A 24334-nucleotide genomic window follows, 5' to 3' on the forward strand; every position below is an offset into this window, starting at 1 on the left:
CGAGCGGGATAAGCTCTATAATGCCTGGGCTATATCACGCAACAGGCTTTGGTCATCCGGACGTGTAGTGCTTGGGTAGACTCCCAGCACTTCACCATCGCGGCCGACCAGATATTTGTAGAAGTTCCAGCGTGGGGTTTGCCCGGTCGCCGTAATTAGTTCCGCAAACACCGGATTAACATCCTCACCGCGCACATTCGAGGTAGCCATCATCGGGAATGTTACGCCGTAGTTAATGAAACAGACCTCAGCGGTTTCTTCTTCGTCCCCGTGCTCCTGACGAAAACTGTCTGAGGGAAAGCCAACAACCTGAAAGCCTTGTTCGTTGTAGTCTTCATACAATGCCTGCAAGCCTTCAAACTGACCGGTAAAGCCACATTCACTGGCAGTATTCACCACCAGCGTCACCTTGTCGCGACCCAGCTCACATAAGTCAACGGTCTCTTCTGAACGCAGCAGGCGTTGCTCACCCTGCAAAGGGCCTTCGCACCCCTGAGCCACGGCATCATTCATCGCCAGCGCAAATAATAAAGATGTAAACATAATGGTACTCCTAAACTGATGTATCCACTCGGCGTGTGCCGGCATAAGTCAGACGCCGCCATACCCACTCCAGCGGCCCCTGACGGAAATGTTGTAAGTATAAAGGTAAAACCACCAACTGAACTGCCCAGACGAGCATCACAATCAGTATAAGATGAGAACGTTGCAACAGGCCAAAAAGACCAATATATTGAAACAGAATCACTCCAATCAGGGTCTGCATAATATACGCGCTAAACGCCATCCGACCAACCGCTTTCACCCGTTGCATCCAGCCAGCATCGGTTATGCGCAATGCGACCAGTCCGAGGATACCGATATAGCCAAGTGCAGTCATCAGTGACCCAAGGTAATTCCATAGTGGCCCGGCAAAACTCACCAGCGCGGAAAATTCAGCCTCCACTTGATAATAAACACCATGCGTTGACAGCGCCAGGCCCGGCAGCAGCCAACCAAGCAATTTATAATAGGTAGTCCGTGGTACCTGCAGACTTAACACACCAAGTTTGAATAGCGCCATCCCCAATAGCATGTAGCCGAGCACTAGCCACAAGGTACCAAACAACAGCCCGCCGGTTTGCTGCGACAGAATAAATTCGCGTTGATAGGCAACCCGTTCGGCAAGACCACCCTGCAGAGCTGCTATTTCAGCCGCCAGCTGCTCGGCTTCCGGGGTCCAGAACGCTGCCAGATCGGCTAAATCGGCCGGGTCCATCTGTGGCAGTGACAGGTGGACCAGATAAAGTAACAGAGCCGGGATTAAATACAGCGCAACCCCCCAGCGGATCAAACTGGCCACGGGTTTCGCCCGCCACAGCCAGGCCAGACAGCCCGCTACCGCATACGGGAAAAGAATGTCTCCGTACCAGAATAACCACGCATGCAGCAGACCGAACAACGCCAGCCAGCCCATTCGGCGAAAGTGCAGCGCGCGCGGCGCCAGCTGACGCGCCTCCGCGCGCTCTGCAAACAACAGAATACCGGCTCCGAACAGCATGCCGAACATGGCAATAAATTTCTGTTCAGCGAACACCTGGCTCAGGCCCCAGACCCATAAGTCAGCGCTGCTGACCGGGCCCATTGCGACCGGATTGTCACTCACCGCCGCCGGTAGACCAAGGGCGACGATATTCAGCAAAAAGATACCAAGCACGGCTATACCGCGAATAACATCAAGCTGCTGAATACGCGGCGCGTGTTCGCCAGGCATGGCGGTTCCATTTGTTGTCACCATCGATGACTCTCCTTTTTTCTTATAATTCCTGGTTAGTTACGCCTTTATACCTGTTTTTAGCGGGTAAATCCTGTTGCAGCTTCACACAGTCTGGTTAGACTAACCCGATGAACTCACGCAAGCCTTACTTCACTGCCTATCGCTCACATCGTCCGGTCGGCCGGCAGCAACCGCAACCCGCTGCTGAACTGGCCTACTTTGAGCGCGCTCTCGACCAGCTGCAGCAAGCCCCCGAACGGCTTGCTATTGTTAAGGCAAACCTCGCCCACTACGAGCGTCAAAGCCACTTGCCGAAATCAGCAAAAGCCGCTATTAAGCGCTTTCAGTATCTACTGAGCGTAACCGAAGACCCATTGGAAATGCGTCGTTGGATCCTTGAGGACAGCTATGAAGGGCGTAAATTCCGCCAACTGCCGTTGCTCCTGAAAGGCGTGTGCGACACGCCACTTTAGCGTGCCCATTGCTCATCGGCGGTAAATGACACTGTGTACCACCAACGGTACGGAAAGACCCGAATATCACGGTACAACTCAGCGCGAATGTCATCCTGCTGGTGAATAGAGAGGTTGCTCTGTGAAGGCTCGACGATAAAGTCTATTTCCAGATACACCGTGCTACCTACTTTCTGTAAACGCAGGTAATAATCTTTAAACGCATAACGCAGCACGATCTCCTCAACATGGATCCGCACATCCAGTTCAAGATCATCGGCGACTTTCAGACCCAGCACTTCTTTACCTGCCTCAAGCATCCCCCGTATCGGTATACGAATAAAAAACAAGGCGGCCAGAACCAGCATCAGCGGATCGATATACAAGGCAAATCGCTCAAAACCCAACCACATCGCGATAATGGCCAATGCGAAACCAAGCGTCAGCATGACGCTTAACCCGGTGTCCAGAAGCCATTCCCGCTGCTCGGCTATAAGCAGGTCAGAATGCTCAGGCTGGGTGCGATTGCGAATAAAACGAAAGGCAAGCAGGCACAATACGGAAGCCACCGCCGAGTACACAAACGCCTGATTGAAATCCAGAAAACGACCACCGCTGGCTAAGGTTTCCACCCCCTCAACAATGGACAAGACACAAAGTCCAAAGATAGCGAGGTATTTAAATACCAGCGTAATCGGCTGAATAATGCTTTTACCAAACGGATACCTGGCCTCATTGATGCGCCGGATATAGCGCCCGGCGACCAGGGAAATTAGCGATAAGCCAAGACTGATAAAGCTAAACAGCCCATCGAAAATAATAATCGACGACTGCAGCCACAAACCAATCGCGGTGCCGGCCACAGCAAATGCCAGCGACATCATCGCGGACATAAAAATCAGTCGATCTTCACTGCTAAAACGGTGCAACATTGCTAATTACCACAGGTTAAACCCGGTCGTTTGCCTGCCACTCTTTGATCAACGCCGCGGCGCGGCCTCCCCATAACCGGTAGCCCTGCGCGCTGGGGTGGAAGCCGTCACTGGCCATGTAGTCAGGAGTAAAGGGGAAATCGACCACCATCATATGAGCAATATTGTCCTGCTGACAATGCGCTCTCATTACTGAATTCAAGCCCTTGGCCTGCTGGCCCAGATACCATCGCAGCGGTTGCGGCAGAGCCGGAAATACATGCATCGGTGGCACTGCGGTATAGAAAGCACGTTGTACCTTAAGCCGTCGTTGCAGCTGATAACTTAGCGTCTGCAACTGACATAAAAACTGGTGTCGCTTGGTGCGCCCAGTCACGTCATTCACACCGGCTGAAATTAACGCGATATCAAACTCGCCCTCGAGCCGTTTGACCCGTTCAATCAGGTCATCTAGTTTATCCCCATTGCTGGCTTCAAGTTGCCATTCAATGGCCAGGTCATCCGGCAAATGGCTTACCAGCTGCCCTGCCAGGGCGTCTCCCTGAGCATCGACGCCAACACCTGCTGCGGCAGAGTCACCAAGGATTAGAATGCGCAGTGGCGGTGTTGTGGGCTGGTTTGTTGCCTTTTCTTTCGACCGGCTGCTACCCTGACGCGGCCCAGATGCCTCGGGCAAGCGCGGCACCTCTTTGCGTACTTTACGTCCCTGCCAGATTAGTACAGGTAGTAGCAGGATGGTCAAAGTCGGATGAAGCAGAGCAATTTGCATTATGATAGTTTAGCTGTAAATCTTCGTGGTGACAGTAACATAGACCAAATTTAAGGAACTATCATGGCCCACAGCCAACTTGTTCGACATACGTCATTGCCAGGGGCGGTTTTGCTTGGTTTAGGTGCCATTGTCGGCACCGGCGCCTATGTATCGATCGCGCTTGCCACCGAAATCTCCGGCTCCTGGGTAGTATTTGCGATTCTGATTGCAGCTTTTGTCGCCGCCTGCAACGGCCTCTCCAGTGCCCAGCTGGCCGCGGTTCATCCAGTCAGTGGTGGTACCTACGAATACGGCTATCAGTTCTTAAACCACTGGGCCGGTTTTACCGCCGGCTGGCTTTTTGTCGCCGCGAAAAGTGCATCTGCAGCAACCGCCGCGCTAGCCTTCGGCCTTTATCTGTTACCCGCGTTCGGGCTGCCAGCTGGCTTGCAGGTCCCGCTGGCCCTGTTGCTTCTGTTGCTACTGACGGTGCTGGTAAACGGCGGTATGCGGCGTTCCAATAAAGCCAATCTGGTTCTCGTTGTTATCGGCATCAGTGCGCTTGTGGTGTTTTCACTGCACGCCATTGGAACGGCCGACGGCACTCAACGCGAGCAAGTGCTTAATTTTGACTCCAGCATTGCTGAAAGTATTGGCTGGCGGGAGTTTCTGGGTGCTGCCGCTCTGCTCTTTGTTGCCTATACCGGCTATGGGCGTATTGCAACCATGGGGGAGGAAGTCAGCAACCCAAAACGCACCATTCCACTCGCCATTGTGGCGACTCTGATAGTCACGACGGCGCTCTACCTCCTGGTCGGCTATGCGCTATTGCACACAGACCTGTTCGTTCAGGGGCTGGCCGACGGGGAACAGGAACTCGCACTGGTTGCACTGACTGAGCAAAGCTGGCTGCGCATCATCGTATTAGTGGGTGCCGCCGTGGCCTTACTGGGTGTTATCCTTAATCTGATCCTGGGTGTCTCCCGAGTGATCCTGGCAATGGGCCGCCGCGGCGATTTACCGGCTGCTACAGCCAAATTAAACCAACACAACACTTCCTCCCCGAACTCTGTCTATGCTGCCAGCGCGGTGATGATGGTGCTGACCTTACTGGGGGATGTCCAGCTAGCCTGGTCGTTCAGCGCCTTCACGGTACTGACTTACTATGGCATTACCAACCTCGCCGCCTTGCAGGTCGCAAAAGAGCAGCGTTTCATTCCGAAACTGGTCTCGCTACTTGGCCTGATTAGCTGTATCAGTCTGGTCTTCTTTATCGACTGGTATGTCTTCGCTGCGGGTTGCCTGTTTATCGCAGTTGGGCTGCTCTGGCACTTTCTGCAACGAAAACCTTAAGCAGCAGACAAAAAAATAGCAGGCCCTGAGCCTGCTATTTTTTATGTCTTACTCGGTCGGCTTACTTTTGTGGGCGCATGTGCGGGAACAACAGCACATCACGGATCGACGGCGAGTCAGTTAACAACATCACCAGTCGGTCAATACCAATGCCCTGACCTGCAGTCGGCGGCATACCATGCTCAAGTGCAGTCACGTAGTCTTCATCGTAGAACATGGCTTCATCGTCACCGGCTTCTTTTTGCTGTACCTGTTGCTGGAAACGCTCAGCCTGATCTTCCGCATCATTCAACTCCGAGAACCCATTGGCCAGCTCCCGGCCACCAACAAAGAACTCAAAGCGGTCAGTTACAAACGGGTTGTCATCATTGCGACGTGCCAGTGGTGACACTTCCGCTGGGTAGGCGGTAATAAAAGTCGGTTGCATCAGGCGATGTTCAGCCGTTTCTTCAAAGATCTCGATCTGGATTTTACCCAGACCCCAGGACGGCTTCACTTCGATACCCAGTTCGTTTGCCAGTGCTTTGGCGCTGTCCAGGTTATTCAGTTGCGCTTCGGTCACACCCTCGTTGTACTTGATGATCGCATCCAGCACGCTCAAACGGTCAAACGGCTTACCGAATTCATAGACATCGCCCTGATAGGGTACTTCACTGCTGCCATGCACACGTTCAACCAGGCCACGCAGCAACTCTTCAGTCAGATCCATCAAGTCATTGTAATCCGCATACCCCCAATAGAATTCAAGCATGGTGAATTCCGGGTTGTGCCGGGTCGACAGACCTTCGTTGCGGAAGCTGCGATTGATTTCGAATACTTTCTCAAAACCACCCACCACCAGGCGCTTGAGGTAAAGCTCCGGGGCAATCCGCAGAAACAGGTTCATATCCAGCGCATTATGATGGGTGACAAAAGGTTTTGCCGCAGCACCGCCAGGGATTACATGCATCATCGGCGTTTCTACTTCAAGGAAGTCGCGATCAGCCAGATAGCGGCGAATGTAATCAACCACTTTTGACCGTACCAGGAAGGTATTGCGACTTTCCTGGTTCGCAATCAGGTCAAGGTAACGCTGACGATAACGGGTTTCCTGATCAGCCAGGCCGTGGAACTTATCCGGTAACGGGCGCAATGCTTTGGTCAGCAAGCGCACATCGTCGACCTGAATCGTCAGCTCACCGGTTTTGGTCACAAACAAAGTACCACTGGCACCCAGAATGTCGCCTAAATCCCACTTTTTGAATTCTTCGTTGTAAATGCCTTCGGCCAGGTTGTCGCGCGCCACATAAATCTGAATGCGACCACTCATGTCCTGCAAGGTGGCAAAGCTGGCCTTGCCCATAATTCGACGGGTCATCATACGCCCAGCGATTTTGACCCGAACGCCCTGCTCTTTCAGTGCCTCGCCTTCAGTCTCGCCATACTTCTGATGCAGCTCTTTGGCTACCGAGTCACGGCGAAAGTCATTCGGGAATGCATTGCCACGTTCGCGCAGAACTTTTAATTTTGCTTTGCGCTGGGCGATTTCACCCTGCAGCTCTTCATGGGATGGCGCGTCGTTGCCTTGCGTGTGCTCGCTCATGATGTTTCCTTCAATTCGTCTCTGATGTCATATAAAAGCAGACAGTGCTGCTTTACAGGCCTGATTTCAGGCTGGCTTCAATAAATTTGTCCAAATCGCCATCCAGCACGGCTTGGGTATTGCGTGTCTCTACTCCGGTACGCAGATCTTTAATTCGCGAGTCATCCAGCACGTAGGAGCGAATCTGACTGCCCCAGCCAATGTCCGATTTGGTATCTTCCAGGGCCTGGCGCTCTTCGTTCTGCTTTTTAAGTTCAAGCTCGTACAACTTGGCACGCAGCTGTTTCATCGCCTGATCTTTGTTTTTATGCTGCGAACGGTCATTCTGACACTGCACTACCACACCAGTCGGTTCGTGAGTAATACGTACCGCAGAGTCGGTCCGGTTAACGTGCTGGCCACCAGCGCCTGAGGCGCGATAGGTATCGATGCGCAAATCGGCTGGATTAATTTCGATGTCGATGTTGTCATCCACTTCCGGATAAACAAACGCCGATGCAAACGACGTATGGCGGCGATTGCCGGAGTCAAACGGCGACTTACGCACCAGCCGGTGAACACCCGTTTCGGTGCGTAACCAGCCAAATGCATAATCGCCGCTGAATTTGATAGTGACGGATTTAATACCCGCCACATCTCCTTCTGAGAGTTCAATTATTTCGGTTTTCATACCATGGGCTTCACCCCAGCGCAGGTACATACGCAGCAACATACTGCACCAGTCCTGTGCTTCGGTGCCGCCAGAGCCTGACTGCAGGTCAAGGTAGCAATCGCTGGTATCATTTGCCCCGGAGAACATACGCTGGAATTCAAGTTTATCCAGCTTAGCTTCCAGGTTGGCGATTTCTGCACGGGCTTCGTCGAGGGTGTCTTCGTCATCCGCCTCTTCTGCCATGGCAACGAAAGCTTCGCTGTCGTCGAGGCCCTGATCAAGGTCACGAATTGTGTTTACGACCTGTTCCAGAGACACCCGTTCTTTACCCAATGCCTGTGCTTTTTCGGGATTATTCCAGACCTCCGGATCTTCCAGTTCGCGTTCAACTTCTTCTAAACGTTCAACCCTGATATCGAAGTCAAAGATACCCCCTAAGCTGCTCAGTTCGCAGCTTCATGTCTTTAATCTGGGCGTAGACAGCATTGGTTTCTAACATGAAAACCCTTTTTTCGTTAAGTTAGCTAATAAACAGGCTCGGAAAACGGTCGATAGTGTAGCGAATTTCGCCGCCAAACAACAGCATGGCGAGCAAATTGGCGGGTCGCTACAGCGCCTCCAGATGCTCCACCAACAGCTGCAGCGAGGTCTTACCGCGGAACTCATTGAGCTGCAGTTTATAGGCCAGTCGCAGATAATTGCACTGCGGATCCGGCCAGCGTGTGGTATCCACATTGAACGCGATAGCATCCACCGTTTGTCCGCTGCCGCCCTCATTCGAGAACTGCGGCTGGACCACCAATTTAAGATGCTTCTCACCGACAATACGCTGCTGTGCGACGCGAAATACCCCGTCAAACACAGGCTCACTGAAACTTTGCCCCCAGGGGCCAAGTGCCGCCAGTTGTTCAGCAAAGCTTAAGCTCAGCTCTGCGGCAGTTAACTCACCGTCACTCCACAGCACCTGCTGCAGAATATCGTCATCTATCCAGTCGCTGGCGACGTCCTGCAGCACCTGGACGAACTCATCGTAATGGATCTTTTCGATGGTTAAGCCTGCCGCCATCGCATGTCCGCCAAACGCCTGAATCGTATGTGGTGCCAGCGTATACACGCGCTCCAGTAAATCGCGGATATGCACCCCGGGGACCGAACGGGCCGAGCCTTTAAGCAACCCCTGATCGGCATCAGCGAAGGCAATCACCGGCCGGTAAACCTGTTCTTTCACCCGTCCGGCAAGAATACCGATCACCCCCTGATGCCAGCCACTTTGATGCAGGCTAAGCACTGGTGGTAATTTTTGTTCAGCGAAGCTCAGCTCAGCCAGGTAAGCTGCCGCGTCTTCACGCATGCCCTGCTCGGTTTGCCGGCGCTCACGATTTAATCCGTCCAGTTGGCCAGCCAGGCGTTCGACCTTTTGCCAGTCATTGCTAAGCAAGCATTCAATTCCGATCTGAATATCATCCAGCCGACCCGCCGCATTAATCCGCGGCGCCACGGTAAACCCCAGATCGGTCGCCTGCAGCTTTGCCGGATCACGCCCACTGGCTTTTAACAATGCCAGGATGCCTGGCCGGCACTGACCGGCACGGATCCGCGCCAATCCTTGCTGCACCAGAATGCGGTTATTGTAATCCAGTGATACCACGTCAGCCACAGTCCCCAGAGCCACCAGGTCCAGCCACTGGGCTACATTGACCCCGGCTGCAGGATGTTGCTGCTGGCGATACCAGGCGCGTAACGCTAATAACAAATAGAAGGCCACGCCAACCCCGGCTAGATTCGGGCTGGCAAAGGCGCAGTCAGAACGGGTCGGATTCACAATTGCATAGGCGGGCGGCATGCTGTTACCGGGTAAATGATGGTCGGTAATAATGACATCCATACCCAGTTCGTTGGCTCGCTCGACACCAGTATGAGCTGCAATACCATTGTCCACTGTAATAATCAGCTGACTTCCTTCAGCGTGCGCCGCATCAACCAGTTTCGGAGTCAGGCCATAGCCGTCAGTAAAACGATTGGGAACCAGGTAATGCAGCTTCTGCGCGCCAAATTCGGGTAACGCCAGCATTAACAGTGCAGTACTGGTGGCGCCGTCTGCATCGAAATCACCGACAATGCAGATCCCCTGTTGTTCAGCAATAGCGCGGGCAATGCGTTCAGCCGCACGCTCACTGTCAGTTAACGCCGAGAAATGAAGTAAACCTTTTGCGTTGAGCAGCAGTTCCTGTTCACTGGCAACGCCTCGTTGCGCTAACAACTGGCGCAGCACAGGGGATAAATGCTGAGGTAGATGGCTATCATCAACCGGCGCGCGACGCTGGGTTTTTAATGAACTCAAGGTACTGCTACTCCGTTAACGGGACTCGTTGGCCGCTTCGATCTCAGCCAGAATAAAAGGGGCTGCGCGATACCCAGCGAGCAAACGCCCGTCGGGTAAAATCATCGCTGGGGTGCCGTTGACGCCAAGCTGGCGCCCTAACTGTAAATGCTCGTTGGTGGAAATATCACACTCAGCAGCGGCTGGTCGCTGACCTGCCTTGGCGTCATTCAGAGCCTGTTGCGGATCCTCGGCACACCAGATCGACTGAATTTCGCGCGCGCCACGGGAATCAGTACCACCACGCGGGAAGGCCAGATAATTCACACTGATCCCTAACTGATGAAACTGGTCGAGATTGTTGTGCAGCGTACGGCAATACCCACAGGTGTGATCGGTAAAAACCGTTACTTCATACTTTTCCTCGTCTGCCGGGTACCGAATGAGTTCGTCCTCGCGCTCAGCTATCGCCTGCAAACGCAAACGCCCATTGGCCTGTTCCGTCAGGTTTTCAACCACAGGTTCCTCGTCGCCGCCGAGGCTATACAGATGCCCGGTAATCATATGCTGTCCATCGTCACTGACATACAGCAGCCCCTGCTCGGTCACTACCTGATACCAGCCGTCAATTGGCGCCGGCTGCAGCGTTTGCACACGCAACCCGATTTTAGCAAGGCGCTCATGCAGGGCGTCGGTTGTGTCATTTTCCGTCGCCTGTGCGGCAGCGCTCCATACCCAGCTGCCGAGCACGATCAGCGCCGACACGCCGCTTAGTTGCAGATAGTTCAAAGCGATCCCCTTGAAGTTATGTTGCGGGCTCGAGCCGAGCCAGAGTATTGCCGCGGATTATACCTTTTCAGGCGCTCATTTTCAGCCTGTAATTCGCCGCTAACCGCGTGGATGATGGGTTTTGTGTAGCGCCTGCAAACGCGCCCGGGCGACATGGGTATAGATTTGCGTGGTCGCGATATCCGAATGGCCCAACAACATTTGCAACGCACGCAGGTCAGCACCATGGTTAAGTAAGTGAGTAGCAAATGCATGGCGCAGCGTGTGTGGCGATAAGTCTGCATTCAGCCCCGCCTGTGCGGCCAGTTGCTTGATCCGGTGCCAAAAGGTTTGCCGGGTCATCTGCTGTCCGCGCAGCGATAAAAACACCACGTCGGTGGGGCCTTTTTTCCCGCTGGCCAGTAACTCGGGCCGGCTGGTTTTCAGATACCGTTGCAGCCAGTCCATCGCTTCTTCACCCATGGGCACCAGACGCTCTTTGTCGCCTTTACCGGTGACCCGAATAACGCCCTGGCGCAAGTTTACTTCACTCACCTGCAAGCCGACCAGTTCAGTCACCCGTAAACCTGTAGCATACAGCACCTCCAGCATACAACGGTCGCGCAGGCCCAGCGCAGAACTGGTATCAGCCGCTTCGAGCAACGCCTCGACATCGCTTTCACTTAAACTTTTGGGCAGGTTCAGCGCTTGTTTGGGCGTACGCATATTGCTGGTGGGGTCATCCGTGCGTTGCTCGGTATGCAATAAATAGCGGTAAAATTTTCGTGCCGCACTAAGAAAACGGGCGCTGCTGCGCGAGCTTTTACCCGCACGTTGCATGGCCAGCATAGCCGCGTCGAGATCATCCCGGGTTATCTGATGAATAGGACGACCGGTTTGGCTCTGTAGTAACTGACTAAACTGCTTTAAATCGGTACGGTATGCCGCCAGCGTATTCTTGCTTACGCCCTGCTGCAGCCAAAGGTCATCCAGAAACTGTTCAATCAATCTCAGATCGTCGTCGGCGCTCATGCGATAGACCGTTCATGGGCCAACAGCCAAGTTTTCATATCTACCCGTTCTCCCTGCCCCCACTGCCCCGCATAGCCTCCAATGCCCTGGCGGCTGACAATGCGGTGACAGGGAATAAAGAATGCAATGGGGTTCGCACGGCAGGCACCGCCCACCGGCTGAGCTGCACTTTGCAGATGTTTGGCGGCGTCACCGTAGGTTAGCGTCTGGCCACAGGGAATACTCTGCATCAGCTGCCAGACCTGTTTTTGAAATGGGGTACCCTGTGCCTGCAGGGGCAACTCAAACGACGTTCGCTGACCAGTAAGGTAGTTATCAAGCTGATTTTGAATTTGCTTGGCTAGCGCAGAGTGACTGCTCGCCTGACTGGGGACGGGTTGCGGCTCAGCGCTAAGACGGCTTTGAAAAATAGCCTGCTCGTCATGCCATACCAGCAAGGTAAAAGGACCAACCGAAAAATGACTGCAGCGTTGCATGCGAACCTCCGCGACCTGGAGTGCATACTATATCAAGCCGCGTAGCGATCGACACCACGAATATTGTCAATCACGTCAATCAGATCTGCTTCACTGCCCTGCACTTGCTGGTAGGCTTCAGAACGCATTCGCAGCTGGACGAAATGAGAGCAGTTATTTTTTACCTCGGCGGGAATATGTTTGGCATCGTTGACCGGATTCAGTGCTTCCGGGCGCAGGGCATTCTGTAGCCGCCAACTCACTGCACTTTTTTCATACAACGCAGCCGGATTATGCGCGTAATCGCTGGCAGTAGCCGCTAGTGGAATCGCCGGGCCATAGGCAAACGGAGGCTTCCATTCAGGTGCGTCTGCGGCGACCCGTTGCAGACGGGCGAACCCCTGTTCCAGCACGTTGTCACTAAGCATCGCCAGCAGGTAGCCGAAATCAGCACGCTTATTCTGCTGAATAGCCTGATTGAGCTTGTCACCCAGCGCCAACTCATCGCTTATCCAGCGAGGCTGTATGCTGTGCATTTCTGTCTGACTGTGCTCGGCCGCTTGCATTGTGCTGCTGGCGCTCCTGGTTCAATGGACTGGGGCAAACTGACTTCATCCGGCAAGCCCGCAATGAGCCTGCTGTATTAACTATCGTCTGACCAGCTTAAAACTTAAGGTTTCTCTGAGATTTATAGTAAATACTTACGCCGACTTGCCGATAGCATGAGGATAGTGGAGTATGGAAAGGTATAGTAGCCTGTCTGAAGTAGCCTTTTCGAACCAAGAGACCCGATAGCCAATGAGCGACTCAATCCAGATTGCGGATAAGAAAATCCTGATTATCGACGACCAAAAACCCTTTCAGGTCATGCTCAAAGGCCTGTTATCCCAGCTTGGAGCCCGTGATGTGACCGCCGTCGGCTCTGGCGAAGCGGGAATTGCCGCGCACAACCGCGATGCATACGACATTTTATTGGTTGACTACAACCTCGGCCGCGGCAAAAACGGACGCCAGGTGCTGGAAGAAATGAAAGTGCGCGAACTGCTTCGCCCCAACGGTCTGTTTTTTATCATTACCGGCGAAAGCACCCGGCCGATGGTGCTAAGCGCGATTGAATTGCAGCCCGATGATTACCTGATGAAACCATTTTCAATTGGTGTATTGCGCAGCCGTTTGAAACGCAGCTTTCAAAAGCGCCATTCATTGCACCGCGTGTACCAGACATTGTTCGAAAAAGACTATGACGCCTGCATTCATGAGTGCATCGAGCACGTCGATGAAAACGGTCGCTACCGCAACTATTGCCGTCAGTTATTGTGCGAGCTCTACCTGAAAAAAGGACAACTCAATCAGGCAGAAGAAACTATCAACGAATTGCTGCGCGAACAGCGTTTCAGCTGGGGAGTACTGGCCCTGGCGAAAATTAAATATGCACAAAGCGATTTCAGTACCTCAGTAGAACTCTGTCATGAAGTCATTCGTTCCACGCCCAATGCAGTCGAAGCCTATGACGTACTAGCACGCTCGTTGCAAGGTGACGAACAGCCGGTAAAAGCACTCGAAGCTGGCCGCAAAGCAGTAACCCTGGCGCCATTTTCGATTACCCGTCAGCTCTATATGAGTGAATTAGCCCGGGACGGTGAACAATTCGAACTGGCTAAACAGGCGATGCAGAATGTACTCGATATCAGCCGCAAGTCGGTGTATCGCAATCCACGTCATTTGTGCAATTACATTCGCAGCATTCTCGATGCCGCGGAGCAGTGTGAATCCAAGCTGGAAATAAATAAATACCATCAGGAAGCGTCTCTCGCTTTACAACGGGCGCGCAGCGATGAGTCATTATTTGGCGGTAAACTGGACTATCCGCAACTGGAAAATGCGGTCATGGCGCGAATTGAAGCCTTTAACGGACGCTACCGTCAGGCTCAGGTCCATCTCAATATCGTGGCCAAAGAGTTCATTGAGAGCAACGCCGAAATAAACAAAGACATTGCCCCGGATGTAGCCATCGCTTTTCTCGACATTGGCGAATTTGAACGTGCCAATACCTTGATCCGCAAGCAAAAATCAGACAAACAGCTGGACCGATACAACACTCAGATGCTGGATCGCCGAGTTAAGGGCAAAGAATCTCAGCAGCAGGCCTATTCGGAGCACAATAAGAAAGGAATCAGCCTGTATACCGAAGGTGACTTCGGTGCCGCTATCAGCGAGTTCGAAAAAGCACTGGAACTGGCGCCCATGAACAGTGGCGTGGCGCTGAATTATATTCAGGCCGCATTGAAGATTCTCGGTACCAGCGATGAACCGTTGAAGTACCTGGTGGAAGGCTGCAAAGGCTGTCTGCGTGTACTTGACGGCCTAACCCTGCCAGCTAAACATAAAGAGCGTTTAACCACGCTTAAGTCAGAATTCGAAAACCTGCAGGCGCAGACATAACGTCGGCGCCTGAGTCACCGGATAGTATTGCTTAGTTTGTCAGTGTGCCCTGCTGATAATCACTAAACGCCTGGCGAAGCTCGTCTTCTGTGTTCATCACAAAGGGCCCGTATTGAGCAATGGGCTCGCCAATCGGCTTAGCCGCCAGTAGTAAGACCCCAGTGTCAGCGGTAGCAGACAACTGCAAAGTCCCGTCCGCATTCAGATCGGCCAGTTCTCCTGCACGCACGGTTTCACCATTGATACGCAGTTCGCCTTTATAGACATACATCAGCCGCGTCTGTTGGCCTTGGGAGTCGATTTCAGCCTGGTCAGCTTGCTCAAAACGCAGATCCAGATAAAGGAAATCGCGACCCGGGGCTTTAACCGGCCCTTCTGCGCCACCGAAATCGCCGGACAACACCCGCACCGAGGCGCTATTGAGTGCAACCTCCGGCACTTCGTCACCCATGATATCGGCATACTCGGGATCACTCATTTTCTCGTCAGCAGGCAGGTTTATCCACAGCTGAAACCCCCACATCAGGCCATCTTCCTGTTTCGGCATTTCCGAATGAATCATGCCCCGGGCTGCTTTCATCCACTGCAATCCACCAGCGTTAATTTCCCCGCTATTGCCTCGCGAGTCCTTGTGCTCCATGCACCCCGCCAGCATGTAGGTCAAGGTACAAAAGCCACGGTGCGGATGAGGCGGGAACCCGGCGATGTAGTCATTCGGATCATCGGATTTGAATTCGTCGAGCATCAGGAACGGGTCCTGATGCTTATACGAGGGTTGATTAATCACCCGACTTAGCTTCACCCCTGCCCCGTCCTGCGCAGGCATGCCACGAACTCGTTTACGAACCATAGTAGTACTCATCAGGAAAACTTCCTCCGATCGTGCGGCGCCGTGTAATCCACCGCCGGCCCTACCGGTACTACGCCTGTCGGGTTAATGGTGTCATGGCTGCCATAATAATGTTTTTTGATATGTTCCAGGTTGACCGTCTCCTGCACCCCGGACTGCTGATACAAATCACGCAAATAATTACTCAAATTCGGGTAATCAGCAATTCGTTTCAGGTTGGTTTTAAAGTGGCCTACATAGACAGGGTCAAAACGAACCAGTGTAGTAAACAAACGCCAGTCCGCTTCGGTCAGCTCCGCGCCAACCAGATAACGCTGACCAGCCAGCCGCTGCTCTATGGTATCCAGCGCATCAAACAAATCGGCGAAGGCGTCTTCATAGGCATCCTGAGTAGTGGCAAAACCGCACTTATAAACCCCATTGTTAATCCGGTCATAGACGAACTCATTGATCTCATCAATGGCGTTGTGCAACGGGTCAGGATAAAAATCAAGATGATTGCCAGTTAATCCGTTAAACGCGCTATTCAGCATACGGATAATTTCAGCAGATTCATTGCTTACAATGGTTTCGCGTTTTTTGTCCCACAGCACGGGCACCGTTACCCGACCGCTGTACTCAGGCTTGGTTTTGGTATAAACCTGATGCATAAACTTAAAGTCATGCAAGGGATCAGCCAGCTCACCGGAGCCAAATTCCCAGCCGTTCTTTAACATCAGCGGCTCCACAGCGGAGAAACTGATATGATCCTGCAAACCTTTTAACCTACGAAAAATAAGCGTGCGGTGAGCCCAGGGGCAAGCATAGGATACATACAGATGGTAGCGCCCGGATTCAGCCTCAAAGCCGCCTTCACCGGAGGGTCCCGCGCTGCCGTCAGCGGTTATCCAATTGCGGAACTGTGCTTCAGTACGGACGAAACGGCCGCCTGTTTTCGAAGTGTCATACCATTGGTCATGCCACTGACCGTCGACTAATAATCCCATGCTGCTCTCCTGACGTTGATTCTGTCATTTACTATAGAACATCAGTATAGAGCCTAAATTATGAGATGATAACCGCTAAACTTAGCTTTTTATTTTCGATTAATTAGAATTATTAACGGTATGGTAGGTCGTCAAAACCGCCTCTGCTGCAGTCTCTGCCGCGTTCAACTGGATGGCACTGTGCAATTGCTGAAAACGTTCGATGAGTGCATGCGGGGGGTGTTGCAGAAATTCGCTGGTAATAGCGGCCAGATTGTCCCCAGTAACCTCGTCCTGTAACAGCTCAGGGACCAGCGGCTCACCTGCGAGCAGGTTCGGTAATGAGAAGTGATCCAGTTTCACCAGCCAGCGCAGTAAATGGTAATTCATCCGACTAAACTTGTAGGCCACCACCATCGGCCGTTTCAGCAGCATAGCTTCAAGGGCGACCGTACCGGAGGCAAGAATAAGTGCCTCACTGGCAAGCATTACATCGCGTGACTGGCCGTCATAGATATGAATTGGTAAATCCTTTACGCCTTGTTCAGCCATTGCCTCTCGTAATTGCGTTTTGCGTGCGTCATTAACCACAGGAATAAGAAACTCCAGCTGCGGATGCTGCGCATGCAAACGCTTTGCCGCCTGCAGAAATGCGGGAGCCAGCATTCCCACTTCCGTACGCCGGCTGCCCGGCAGCAGTCCGATATAACGTATCGCCGGGTCAAGCTGAAGTCGTGCAATGGCCTCATCGCGACTGGTATGCAATGGTATTTCGTCCGCCAGAGTATGGCCTACAAAGGTTGCGGGCACCTCAAAGCGGTCGTAAAACTGTTTTTCAAAGGGTAACAGACAGAGCACGTTGTGAGTGGCGGCGGCTATCTTAAACACGCGCTTTTGTCGCCACGCCCAGACCGACGGACTCACATAGTGAACCGTAACCACGCCTGCTTTTTTAAGTTTCGCTTCAATCGGGATAGTAAAATCAGGTGCATCAATGCCAATAAAAATATCCGGCCGCTCGCTCAGCATGGCTTGCACCACTTGCTTCCGCGCCGCCAGTAAATCCGGTAAATTTTTAATCACGTCGACAACCCCCATGACCGCTAAACGGTCGAGGGGAAATAACGATTGCAGGCCTTCGGCTTCCATCAGCGGACCGCCGACACCGACAAAGGTAACGCCGGGACAGCGAGCCTTCAACGCACGCATCAGGCTGGCACCTAAAATGTCACCCGAGGGTTCTCCGGCTACCAGCGCGATCGTCTGCGGTGTCCCCGCTTGCAACAATGCGCCATCGGCTTGGACGTCCACTAACGAATAATGCCTCGCGACGAGTTCGCAATAAAATCCGTCATCAGCCGCACTTCATCTGCGTTCATCGCCTCGATTTCGGCGACCGCGGTGTCCAGGGTTAACCCCTGACGGTAAAGCAACTTATAAGCGCGTTTAATATTGCTGATCTGTTCACTACTGAAACCGCGCCGTTTAAGGCCTTCGGAATTAATAGTTCGCGGGACCGCATTATGACCCTGGGCCATGACATATGGAGGGACATCCTGCACCACCACGGAATTAACCGCGGTAAAGGCATGGGAGCCTATTTTGCAGAACTGATGAACCCCGGTGAAGCCACCCAGAATGACATAATCACCGACATGGACGTGACCTGCCAGCGTGGTCGCATTGGCGAGAATATTGTGATCACCAATTATACAGTCGTGAGCAACGTGAACATACGCCATCAGCAGGTTATCGCTGCCAATTTGAGTCAGGCTGTTGTCCTGTACGGTGCCCCGATGAATCGTGGTGCATTCACGAAAGATATTGTTATCGCCGATCACCAGCTCGGTTGGCTCACCAGCGTACTTTTTGTCCTGGCATTCCTCGCCGATCGAGGAAAACTGGAAAATCCGGTTGCCCGAACCGATTCGGGTCGGCCCCCGAACAACTACATGCGAGGAAATCTCACAGTTGTCGCCAATTTCGACGTCGTTGCCTATATAAGTCCAGGGGCCAACACGTACGTTCGCCCCTAGTCTGGCACCGGATTCAATAATAGCGGTTGGGTGTATCAAGCTGGTATTTTCCTTCTAGCACACATCAGATCAGCGGTAGCCGCCAATTTTCCATCGACTTTTGCAACACCTGAAAATTTCCAGATCCCACGTTTTTCTTTGACAAAGGTAACATGAAAATCGACCCGGTCACCAGGGATCACCTGACGCTTAAAGCGTGCATTATCGATACCGGCAAACAAATACATTTCGTCTGCGCCGACTTCATTTTCCATCATTTTAAAACCAAGCAACCCGGTCGCTTGCGCCATCGCTTCAAGCAACAGTACACCGGGGAAAATTGGTTCGCCAGGGAAATGCCCGGTAAATACCGGTTCATTCATAGTGATATTTTTAATCGCATGCAGCGATTCGCCTTTGCGATAACTAATCACACGGTCAATTAACGCAAACGGATAACGGTGCGGTAAAATTTTCTGGATTTCACGGATATCAAACCCTGCTTCTTCACCACTTGTTGTTTCCGCTACGTCGCCAGATACTTGCTCAGTCAAAAGATGCTCCTCGACGATTTAATCGTCTTTTAGTTTAGATTCCAGCGCTTTGACTCGCTTAAACAGCTCCGGTAATTGCTTATACCGAACGCCAACACGGGCCCACTCACCCTGAGCGACCGCAGGAGTGCCTGATGCGTAAACGCCTGGTTGACTAATGGATTTAGTAACCATCGCCTGACCATGCATCTGCACTCCGTCAGCAATCTTAATATGCCCGGCTAACCCAGCCTGTCCGCCAATCATGCAATTACGACCAACCTGGGTACTGCCGGCTATTCCGACCTGTCCAGCGATAGCGGTGCCTGAACCGATGACAACGTTGTGAGCAATATGTACCTGATTATCAATAATACAATTGTCTTCCACAATGGTGTCATCCAGCGCACCCCGATCAATGGTCGTCCCGGAGCCAATATCAACATGGTCACCGAGCACAACCGCGCCCAACTGAGGAATTTTAACCCATTTTCCGTTTTCAGTGGCCCAACCAAAGCCATCACTGCCAATTACGCTAGCAGAATGGACCGTACAGTGCTTACCCATGCGAACGCCATGATAAATAGTCGTGTTCGGCCACAGGCGGCTGTTTTCACCGATAATGACCTTTTCGCCAAGGTAGCAATGGGCGCCAATCTGGACCCCGTCAGCAAGTTTCACACCAGCCTCAAGCACAGCATAAGGACCCACTGCGACGTTGGCTCCGAGCTCTACGCCCTCTGCGATGACTGCTGTCGGGTGAACCACCGGTTGCATAACGGGCGTACTATCGAGTAACTGGGCAACCCGCGCATAGGTCAGATATGGGTTGTCCGTAAGCAACGCATTCGCCACGTGTCCGTCGTCATCCGCGGGACGCATAATAACGGCACCGGCACCTGTGCTGACCAGCAGTTCGCGGTATCTTTCATTGGCCAGAAACGAAATGTGCTCAGCCGAAGCTGAGCGCAAAGTCGCCAGGCCTTTCACCTGGAAGCTGGCATCACCGCGAACCTGAGAACCGGTCGCGTCAGCCAGCTGCTGCAATGTCATACTCTTCATTACTTAGTCGTTGCCCATCGCATCAAGAACACGTGAAGAAATATCGAAACCGTCACGAGCATAGGCAATGCCATTTGCTTCTAATACGACGTCATAGCCTTCTTCTTCAGCGATCTCTGCAATCACTTCCTGCATGCGGCGTAAAACGCGGTCACGCTCTTCGCCCTGACGGCGACGCATTTCTTCGTTTAACTGCTGACCAGCTTGCTGAGCTTCCTGCACACGTTGCTGGAAGTCCATCATTGCCTGGCTGTATTCCTCTTCGCTCATAATTTCTTCATCGCGCTGAATACGTTCCTGCAGCTGACCAATTTCTTGTTCACGCTCCTGCATATTTTCGATTCGGTCGGCGAACTCGCGCTGCAAGCTTTGTGAGATTTGCTCACGCTCTGGTAACTGCTGGAATACGGCGCCGACATCGACCACTGCAAATTTAGCATCCTGCGCACTGGCGGTTGCACTCGCACCCAGGGTCATAGCCATGAAAGCGGTCGCGACTAATACTGATTTAATCATATTTTTCAAAGTCCTATCCTCTTAAAATGTGTTGTTGCTAATTTAAAATGTCGTGCCTAAGTTAAACGTAAAGCGTTCTTCAACCGATGGATCCAGCGAGCGGATCGGGAAGCCTAAACTGAAAGTCAAAGCCCCCATCGGCGACAGCCATTGAACCGATGCACCGTAGGACGCCTGATAATTACTAGCGCTGCTGTAATCCCACAGCTCTTTTGTACCTACATTACGCAAATCAGCGTACGAAGCATAATCAAACTCAGTGTCCCATACCACACCAGCATCCACAAACAGGCTGGTACGAACGGTGTTTGCAGCGTCTTCACCAGCAAACGGAGTTGGTACGATAAGTTCAAACCCGCCACTTATCATTGCGTTACCACCGACACCCCGGAACGCAGCTACCTCGTAGGTATCATACTCAGGCCCCAACGCAATCCGGGTCGGATTACCATTGGCATCCGGCGGCCCCTGAACATAAGTCGGCTGACGCAGGATACCGCGTGGCCCGATCCGGTTGGTTTCGAAACCGCGCAATGAATCCTGACCGCCACCATAGAAATTCTCCCAGAATGGCAGCGTATTCTCAACGCCATTACTGCTGCCATAGCCATTACCGTAGCCCGCATTTAAACGCGTCAGGAAGACAAATTTATGATCGCTGTCAATCGGCAGGTAATGACGGAAACGATAGTTGGCTTTGAAAAATTGAACGTCACTGTTTGGCGTTGTCATTTTCAAAGAAACCACGTTCTGGGTCCCCGCGGTTGGGAACACACCACGGTTCAATGTTACGCGTTGCCACCCCAGGCTCAGGTCATAGGTTTTAAAGTTAACCGACCCTTCCGGATTTTGTGGATCTGCGTAGCGGTTAAGAAATTGAGTCATCTGATCAATCTGTTGGTACTGGCTAATCCCGGTATTGGTAAAGCCTACACCGAAGTTGATTCGCTGGTACTCATTAATCGGGAACCCTAAATCGCTGGAGATACCATAACTTTTTTGACTAAACTGAGCCAGGTTAGCGCGACTACCATCAAAATCCCGATAGAAAATACTGCCACCTAAACTAACCCCGTCATCGGTAAAGTAGTTGTCTCGGTACGTGACCTGGGCATCTTTCTGATAGCGATTGGTATTAAGCTGAATACCGGCCCGGTTACCGGTACCAAAGAAGTTTTCCTGGGAAATACCTGCGTTCAGGCTCAACCCGCTAAAACCGCCATAACCAATACCAGCCTGGATCGAGCCCGAAGGCTGTTCTTCGACCCGATAAATCAAGTCGACCTGATCATCTTCACCCGGTACCCGCACCGTCTCAACTTCAACGCTGGCAAAATAGCCCAACCGCTCAAGCCGAGTTTTACCGCCTTCGACTTGCTGCTGGTTCAACCAGGCGCCTTCCAGCTGCCGCATCTCGCGACGCAGCACTTCATCTTTAGTTGCATCATTGCCGACAAACTCGACCCGTCGCACATAGGCACGATTGCCTGGTTCAACCACGAAGGTCAAATCGACAGTCAGGTCATCATCGTTCATCTCAGGCACGGCACGGACTTCAGGATACGCATAACCGAAACGGCCAAAGTATCCCTTAATCGATTCTTCAATATTCGTCATGTACGAGGCGTTATAGCGCCGCCCCTCAGCACTTTCAGCCACCGCAGTAATAAAGTTATCATGACCACGCAAGTCACCCAGTACGGTCACGTCATTGACCTGATACTGCTCCCCCTCGTCGACATTGACGGTAATGTAGATACCGTCTTTTTCCGGGGTCATGGCCACCTGCACCGACTGCACCTGAAAACGGGCATAGCCACGATCACGGTAGAACGACTCAAGAGTCTCCAGATCGCCGCCGAGCTGTTGCTGCTGATACTGACGCTTGCCAAAGAAGTTCCACCAGGGCAGCTCATCACGCAGTTCAAACTGAGCCATCAGCTCTTCACGGTTAAAGCTATCATTGCCGATGAAGTTGATTTGCTTCACTTCAGCAGCAGCGCCTTCGGTAAAATTGAAGCGCAGCTCCACCCGATTCCGCGGCAGATTAATAACACTGACACTTACATTGGCATTGTACTTACCGACGCTTTGATAGAATTCTTCAAGGCCGCCTTCGATATCACGGATCATGGTTCGATCAAGTTGCTCACCGACGACGACCCCGCTGTTACGTAAACTGTCCTGTAACTGCTCATCTTCGAGATCTTCGTTGCCCTCAAAGGTGATATCACTGATGGTCGGGCGCTCGGTGACCCGAATCAATAAGACGCCTTCATCACGTAGCACTTCCACATCATCAAAATGCGATGACGCGTACAGCTCGCGTATGGTCTCAGCTACCAGCGAGGCATCGATCTCGTCGCCTACCTGCACCGGGATGTATGTCAACGCAGCACCTAAGGCAACCCGTTGTAAACCTTCTACCTGGATATCTTCAACAACAAAAGGATCGGCGGCGTACGCACTTGTCCCTGTTCCCAGAAATACCGCTCCAAATAACAGCTTCTTCAACGTCATGTAGTCATACTTATTTAATTGCGAATTCAAATTTAGGGTACCAGGCGCGAAATATCGTTAAACAGCGCCAGCGCCATCAGTGCGAACAGTAATAGCATTCCCACCCGAAAACCGATTTCCTGAATATGCTCAGGGACCGGTTTCCCGCGCACCCACTCGATGATGTAATAAACCAGATGACCGCCGTCCAGCACGGGAATTGGCAATAGATTAAGGATACCCAGGCTGACACTGATAAGTGCCAAAAAGCTAAGAAAATACACCAGACCATAGCTGGCGTGGTCCCCTGCCCCTACCGCGATCCCAATCGGGCCACTCAAGTTTTTCACTGACACATCGCCAGTGATGAGTTTTTTTATCATACTTACACTCAGCGTCATCAGTTGCCAAGTGCGGTCAATGCTTTGCGGCACCGCGCTAAGCGGTCCATACTGCATTGTGAACTGGTATTCTGAAGGATAAGGTTCCATTTCCGGCACTACGCCTAAAAAGCCCTGTCCCTGTTGCTCCCCGAATACGACCTGCATGCTGAACTGCTCGCCGCCCCGCTCAACCAGCATCTCTGCCTGGTGGCTCGGGTTCGCTGCAATAAAGCTACTTATTTGTTCCCAATCCATTGGCATAGTTCCATCAATGCCAAGAATTTTGTCCCCTGTGCGCAAACCAGCCTGTGCCGCGGGTGAATCATCCATGACCTGTGCCAGACTGGTATAAACTTGCGGTTGAAACGGGCGTAAACCCAGGCTGGCGATAGTCGATTCCCGATCCGGATCAAACGTCCAGGCATTGAGATCGAACGCTAACTGGCGCTGTTCACCACGGTTATTCTCAACCACCCATTCCGTTTGGCTGTCGCCAATACGCTCAACCAGGGCCAGGTTAACGGCCTGCCATTCTTCGGTACGTCGTCCGTCTACACGAACAATCTCGTCGCCACGCTGCAAACCTGCCTCAGCTGCAATACTGCCAGCGGTGACGTCACCCACCACCGGCCGATACGAAGCAACCCCGATCATCAACATCAACCAGAGGGCAACCAGGGCAAAAATAAAGTTGAAGACTGGCCCTGCCAGCACAATGGCAATCCGCTTGAGTACTGGCTGATGGCTAAAGCTCTCATGCTCCTGCTCTGCTGACACCTCGTCAACCCGACCATCAAGCATACGCACGTAGCCACCTAATGGCACCATGGCCACCTGATACCGTGTGCCGTCTTTAGCAACTCGCGACCACAGTGGGCGGCCAAAACCTATCGAAAACGTGAGTACCCGTACGCCGCAACGACGAGCAACCCAATAGTGACCGAATTCGTGAAAGGTCACGACCAGCCCGATAGCCAGTAAGAACGCACCCAGCGTCCAGATAATTTGTCCCATGA

23 protein-coding genes are annotated in these 24334 nt (G+C 52.5%); 3 read left to right on the forward strand and 20 right to left on the reverse strand.

What is annotated here, in order from left to right; translation table 11 throughout:
- Positions 1 to 15 precede the first annotated feature (15 nt).
- Positions 16 to 543, reverse strand: coding sequence for a glutathione peroxidase (locus CWE12_RS03215; RefSeq protein ID WP_198675676.1), 528 nt, complete (start codon positions 541 to 543; stop codon positions 16 to 18).
- 10 nt (positions 544 to 553) lie between these two features.
- Entirely contained in the window at positions 554 to 1777 is a 1224-nt protein-coding gene (locus CWE12_RS03220; protein WP_126788216.1) for a DUF418 domain-containing protein, read from the reverse strand.
- Between the two features lie 107 nt (positions 1778 to 1884).
- Here CWE12_RS03220 and CWE12_RS03225 point away from each other — a divergent pair, with 107 nt between their 5' ends.
- Positions 1885 to 2229, forward strand: coding sequence for a hypothetical protein (locus CWE12_RS03225; protein WP_126788217.1), 345 nt, complete (start codon positions 1885 to 1887; stop codon positions 2227 to 2229).
- On the opposite strand, the gene CWE12_RS03230 is transcribed toward CWE12_RS03225, so the two are convergent.
- Positions 2226 to 3140, reverse strand: coding sequence for a cation diffusion facilitator family transporter (locus CWE12_RS03230; protein WP_126788218.1), 915 nt, complete (start codon positions 3138 to 3140; stop codon positions 2226 to 2228). The genes CWE12_RS03225 and CWE12_RS03230 overlap by 4 nt on opposite strands.
- Before the next feature lie 16 nt (positions 3141 to 3156).
- Complete coding sequence (locus CWE12_RS03235) at positions 3157 to 3909, reverse strand: SGNH/GDSL hydrolase family protein (protein ID WP_126788219.1); 753 nt, start codon at positions 3907 to 3909, stop codon at positions 3157 to 3159.
- A gap of 63 nt (positions 3910 to 3972) precedes the next feature.
- Between CWE12_RS03235 and CWE12_RS03240 the strand changes: the two genes are divergently transcribed.
- Positions 3973 to 5244, forward strand: coding sequence for an APC family permease (locus CWE12_RS03240; protein ID WP_126788220.1), 1272 nt, complete (start codon positions 3973 to 3975; stop codon positions 5242 to 5244).
- A 61-nt stretch (positions 5245 to 5305) separates the two neighbouring features.
- Here CWE12_RS03240 and lysS read toward each other — a convergent pair whose 3' ends face one another.
- The 7 genes from lysS to CWE12_RS03275 all read right to left on the reverse strand — a co-directional run bounded on the left by lysS (position 5306) and on the right by CWE12_RS03275 (position 12619).
- Complete coding sequence (gene lysS / locus CWE12_RS03245) at positions 5306 to 6826, reverse strand: lysine--tRNA ligase (protein ID WP_126788221.1); 1521 nt, start codon at positions 6824 to 6826, stop codon at positions 5306 to 5308.
- Positions 6827 to 6878: 52 nt separating this feature from the next.
- Positions 6879 to 7977, reverse strand: a protein-coding gene (prfB, locus tag CWE12_RS03250; protein WP_126788222.1) for a peptide chain release factor 2 whose coding sequence is annotated in 2 segments (ribosomal slippage) — positions 6879 to 7901 and positions 7903 to 7977 — 1098 coding nt in all. Because the reading frame shifts where the segments join, the coding sequence is not laid out codon by codon here.
- Positions 7978 to 8085: 108 nt separating this feature from the next.
- On the reverse strand, positions 8086 to 9819 hold the full coding sequence (gene recJ / locus CWE12_RS03255; protein ID WP_126788223.1) for a single-stranded-DNA-specific exonuclease RecJ: 1734 nt from the start codon (positions 9817 to 9819) through the stop codon (positions 8086 to 8088).
- 15 nt (positions 9820 to 9834) lie between these two features.
- The gene (gene dsbC, locus CWE12_RS03260) at positions 9835 to 10587 is read right to left on the reverse strand and encodes a bifunctional protein-disulfide isomerase/oxidoreductase DsbC (protein ID WP_157981915.1); all 753 of its coding nucleotides are present in this window, start codon (positions 10585 to 10587) and stop codon (positions 9835 to 9837) included.
- A gap of 99 nt (positions 10588 to 10686) precedes the next feature.
- Entirely contained in the window at positions 10687 to 11598 is a 912-nt protein-coding gene (gene xerD / locus CWE12_RS03265; RefSeq protein WP_126788225.1) for a site-specific tyrosine recombinase XerD, read from the reverse strand.
- Positions 11595 to 12074, reverse strand: a complete 480-nt coding sequence (locus tag CWE12_RS03270; protein ID WP_126788226.1) for a methylated-DNA--[protein]-cysteine S-methyltransferase — start codon at positions 12072 to 12074, stop codon at positions 11595 to 11597. Before CWE12_RS03270 ends, xerD begins: the two co-directional genes overlap by 4 nt.
- 32 nt (positions 12075 to 12106) lie before the next feature.
- A complete protein-coding gene (locus CWE12_RS03275) occupies positions 12107 to 12619 on the reverse strand; it encodes a VC2046/SO_2500 family protein (protein WP_126788227.1) in 513 nt (170 codons plus the stop codon).
- 232 nt (positions 12620 to 12851) lie between these two features.
- On the opposite strand from CWE12_RS03275, the gene CWE12_RS03280 reads away from it, so the two are divergent.
- Positions 12852 to 14495 carry a tetratricopeptide repeat-containing response regulator gene (locus CWE12_RS03280; RefSeq protein ID WP_126788228.1) on the forward strand — a complete coding sequence of 548 codons (1644 nt, stop codon included), beginning with the start codon at positions 12852 to 12854 and terminating at the stop codon, positions 14493 to 14495.
- A 31-nt stretch (positions 14496 to 14526) separates the two neighbouring features.
- On the opposite strand, the gene CWE12_RS03285 is transcribed toward CWE12_RS03280, so the two are convergent.
- The 9 genes from CWE12_RS03285 to rseP form a co-directional block, all read right to left on the reverse strand.
- Positions 14527 to 15357 (reverse strand): pirin family protein, encoded by an 831-nt coding sequence (locus CWE12_RS03285; RefSeq protein ID WP_126788229.1) that lies wholly within the window; start codon positions 15355 to 15357, stop codon positions 14527 to 14529.
- On the reverse strand, positions 15357 to 16331 hold the full coding sequence (locus CWE12_RS03290; RefSeq protein ID WP_126788230.1) for a glutathione S-transferase family protein: 975 nt from the start codon (positions 16329 to 16331) through the stop codon (positions 15357 to 15359). The genes CWE12_RS03285 and CWE12_RS03290 overlap by 1 nt, the downstream gene beginning before the upstream one ends.
- 99 nt (positions 16332 to 16430) lie before the next feature.
- The gene (gene lpxB, locus CWE12_RS03295; RefSeq protein WP_241984123.1) at positions 16431 to 17621 is read right to left on the reverse strand and encodes a lipid-A-disaccharide synthase; all 1191 of its coding nucleotides are present in this window, start codon (positions 17619 to 17621) and stop codon (positions 16431 to 16433) included.
- On the reverse strand, positions 17621 to 18385 hold the full coding sequence (gene lpxA, locus CWE12_RS03300) for an acyl-ACP--UDP-N-acetylglucosamine O-acyltransferase (RefSeq protein ID WP_126788231.1): 765 nt from the start codon (positions 18383 to 18385) through the stop codon (positions 17621 to 17623). Before lpxA ends, lpxB begins: the two co-directional genes overlap by 1 nt.
- Positions 18382 to 18879 carry a 3-hydroxyacyl-ACP dehydratase FabZ gene (fabZ, locus tag CWE12_RS03305; RefSeq protein WP_126788232.1) on the reverse strand — a complete coding sequence of 166 codons (498 nt, stop codon included), beginning with the start codon at positions 18877 to 18879 and terminating at the stop codon, positions 18382 to 18384. Before fabZ ends, lpxA begins: the two co-directional genes overlap by 4 nt.
- A gap of 18 nt (positions 18880 to 18897) precedes the next feature.
- The gene (lpxD, locus tag CWE12_RS03310; protein ID WP_126788233.1) at positions 18898 to 19920 is read right to left on the reverse strand and encodes a UDP-3-O-(3-hydroxymyristoyl)glucosamine N-acyltransferase; all 1023 of its coding nucleotides are present in this window, start codon (positions 19918 to 19920) and stop codon (positions 18898 to 18900) included.
- 3 nt (positions 19921 to 19923) lie between these two features.
- Positions 19924 to 20436 carry an OmpH/Skp family outer membrane protein gene (locus tag CWE12_RS03315; RefSeq protein ID WP_126788234.1) on the reverse strand — a complete coding sequence of 171 codons (513 nt, stop codon included), beginning with the start codon at positions 20434 to 20436 and terminating at the stop codon, positions 19924 to 19926.
- Between the two features lie 42 nt (positions 20437 to 20478).
- On the reverse strand, positions 20479 to 22956 hold the full coding sequence (gene bamA, locus CWE12_RS03320) for an outer membrane protein assembly factor BamA (RefSeq protein WP_126788512.1): 2478 nt from the start codon (positions 22954 to 22956) through the stop codon (positions 20479 to 20481).
- Positions 22957 to 22988: 32 nt separating this feature from the next.
- On the reverse strand, positions 22989 to 24332 hold the full coding sequence (gene rseP / locus CWE12_RS03325) for a sigma E protease regulator RseP (protein WP_126788235.1): 1344 nt from the start codon (positions 24330 to 24332) through the stop codon (positions 22989 to 22991).
- Between the last annotated feature and the right edge of the window lie 2 nt (positions 24333 to 24334).

Source organism: Aliidiomarina sedimenti, assembly GCF_003986955.1.
In the GTDB taxonomy this organism is placed as follows: domain Bacteria; phylum Pseudomonadota; class Gammaproteobacteria; order Enterobacterales; family Alteromonadaceae; genus Aliidiomarina; species Aliidiomarina sedimenti.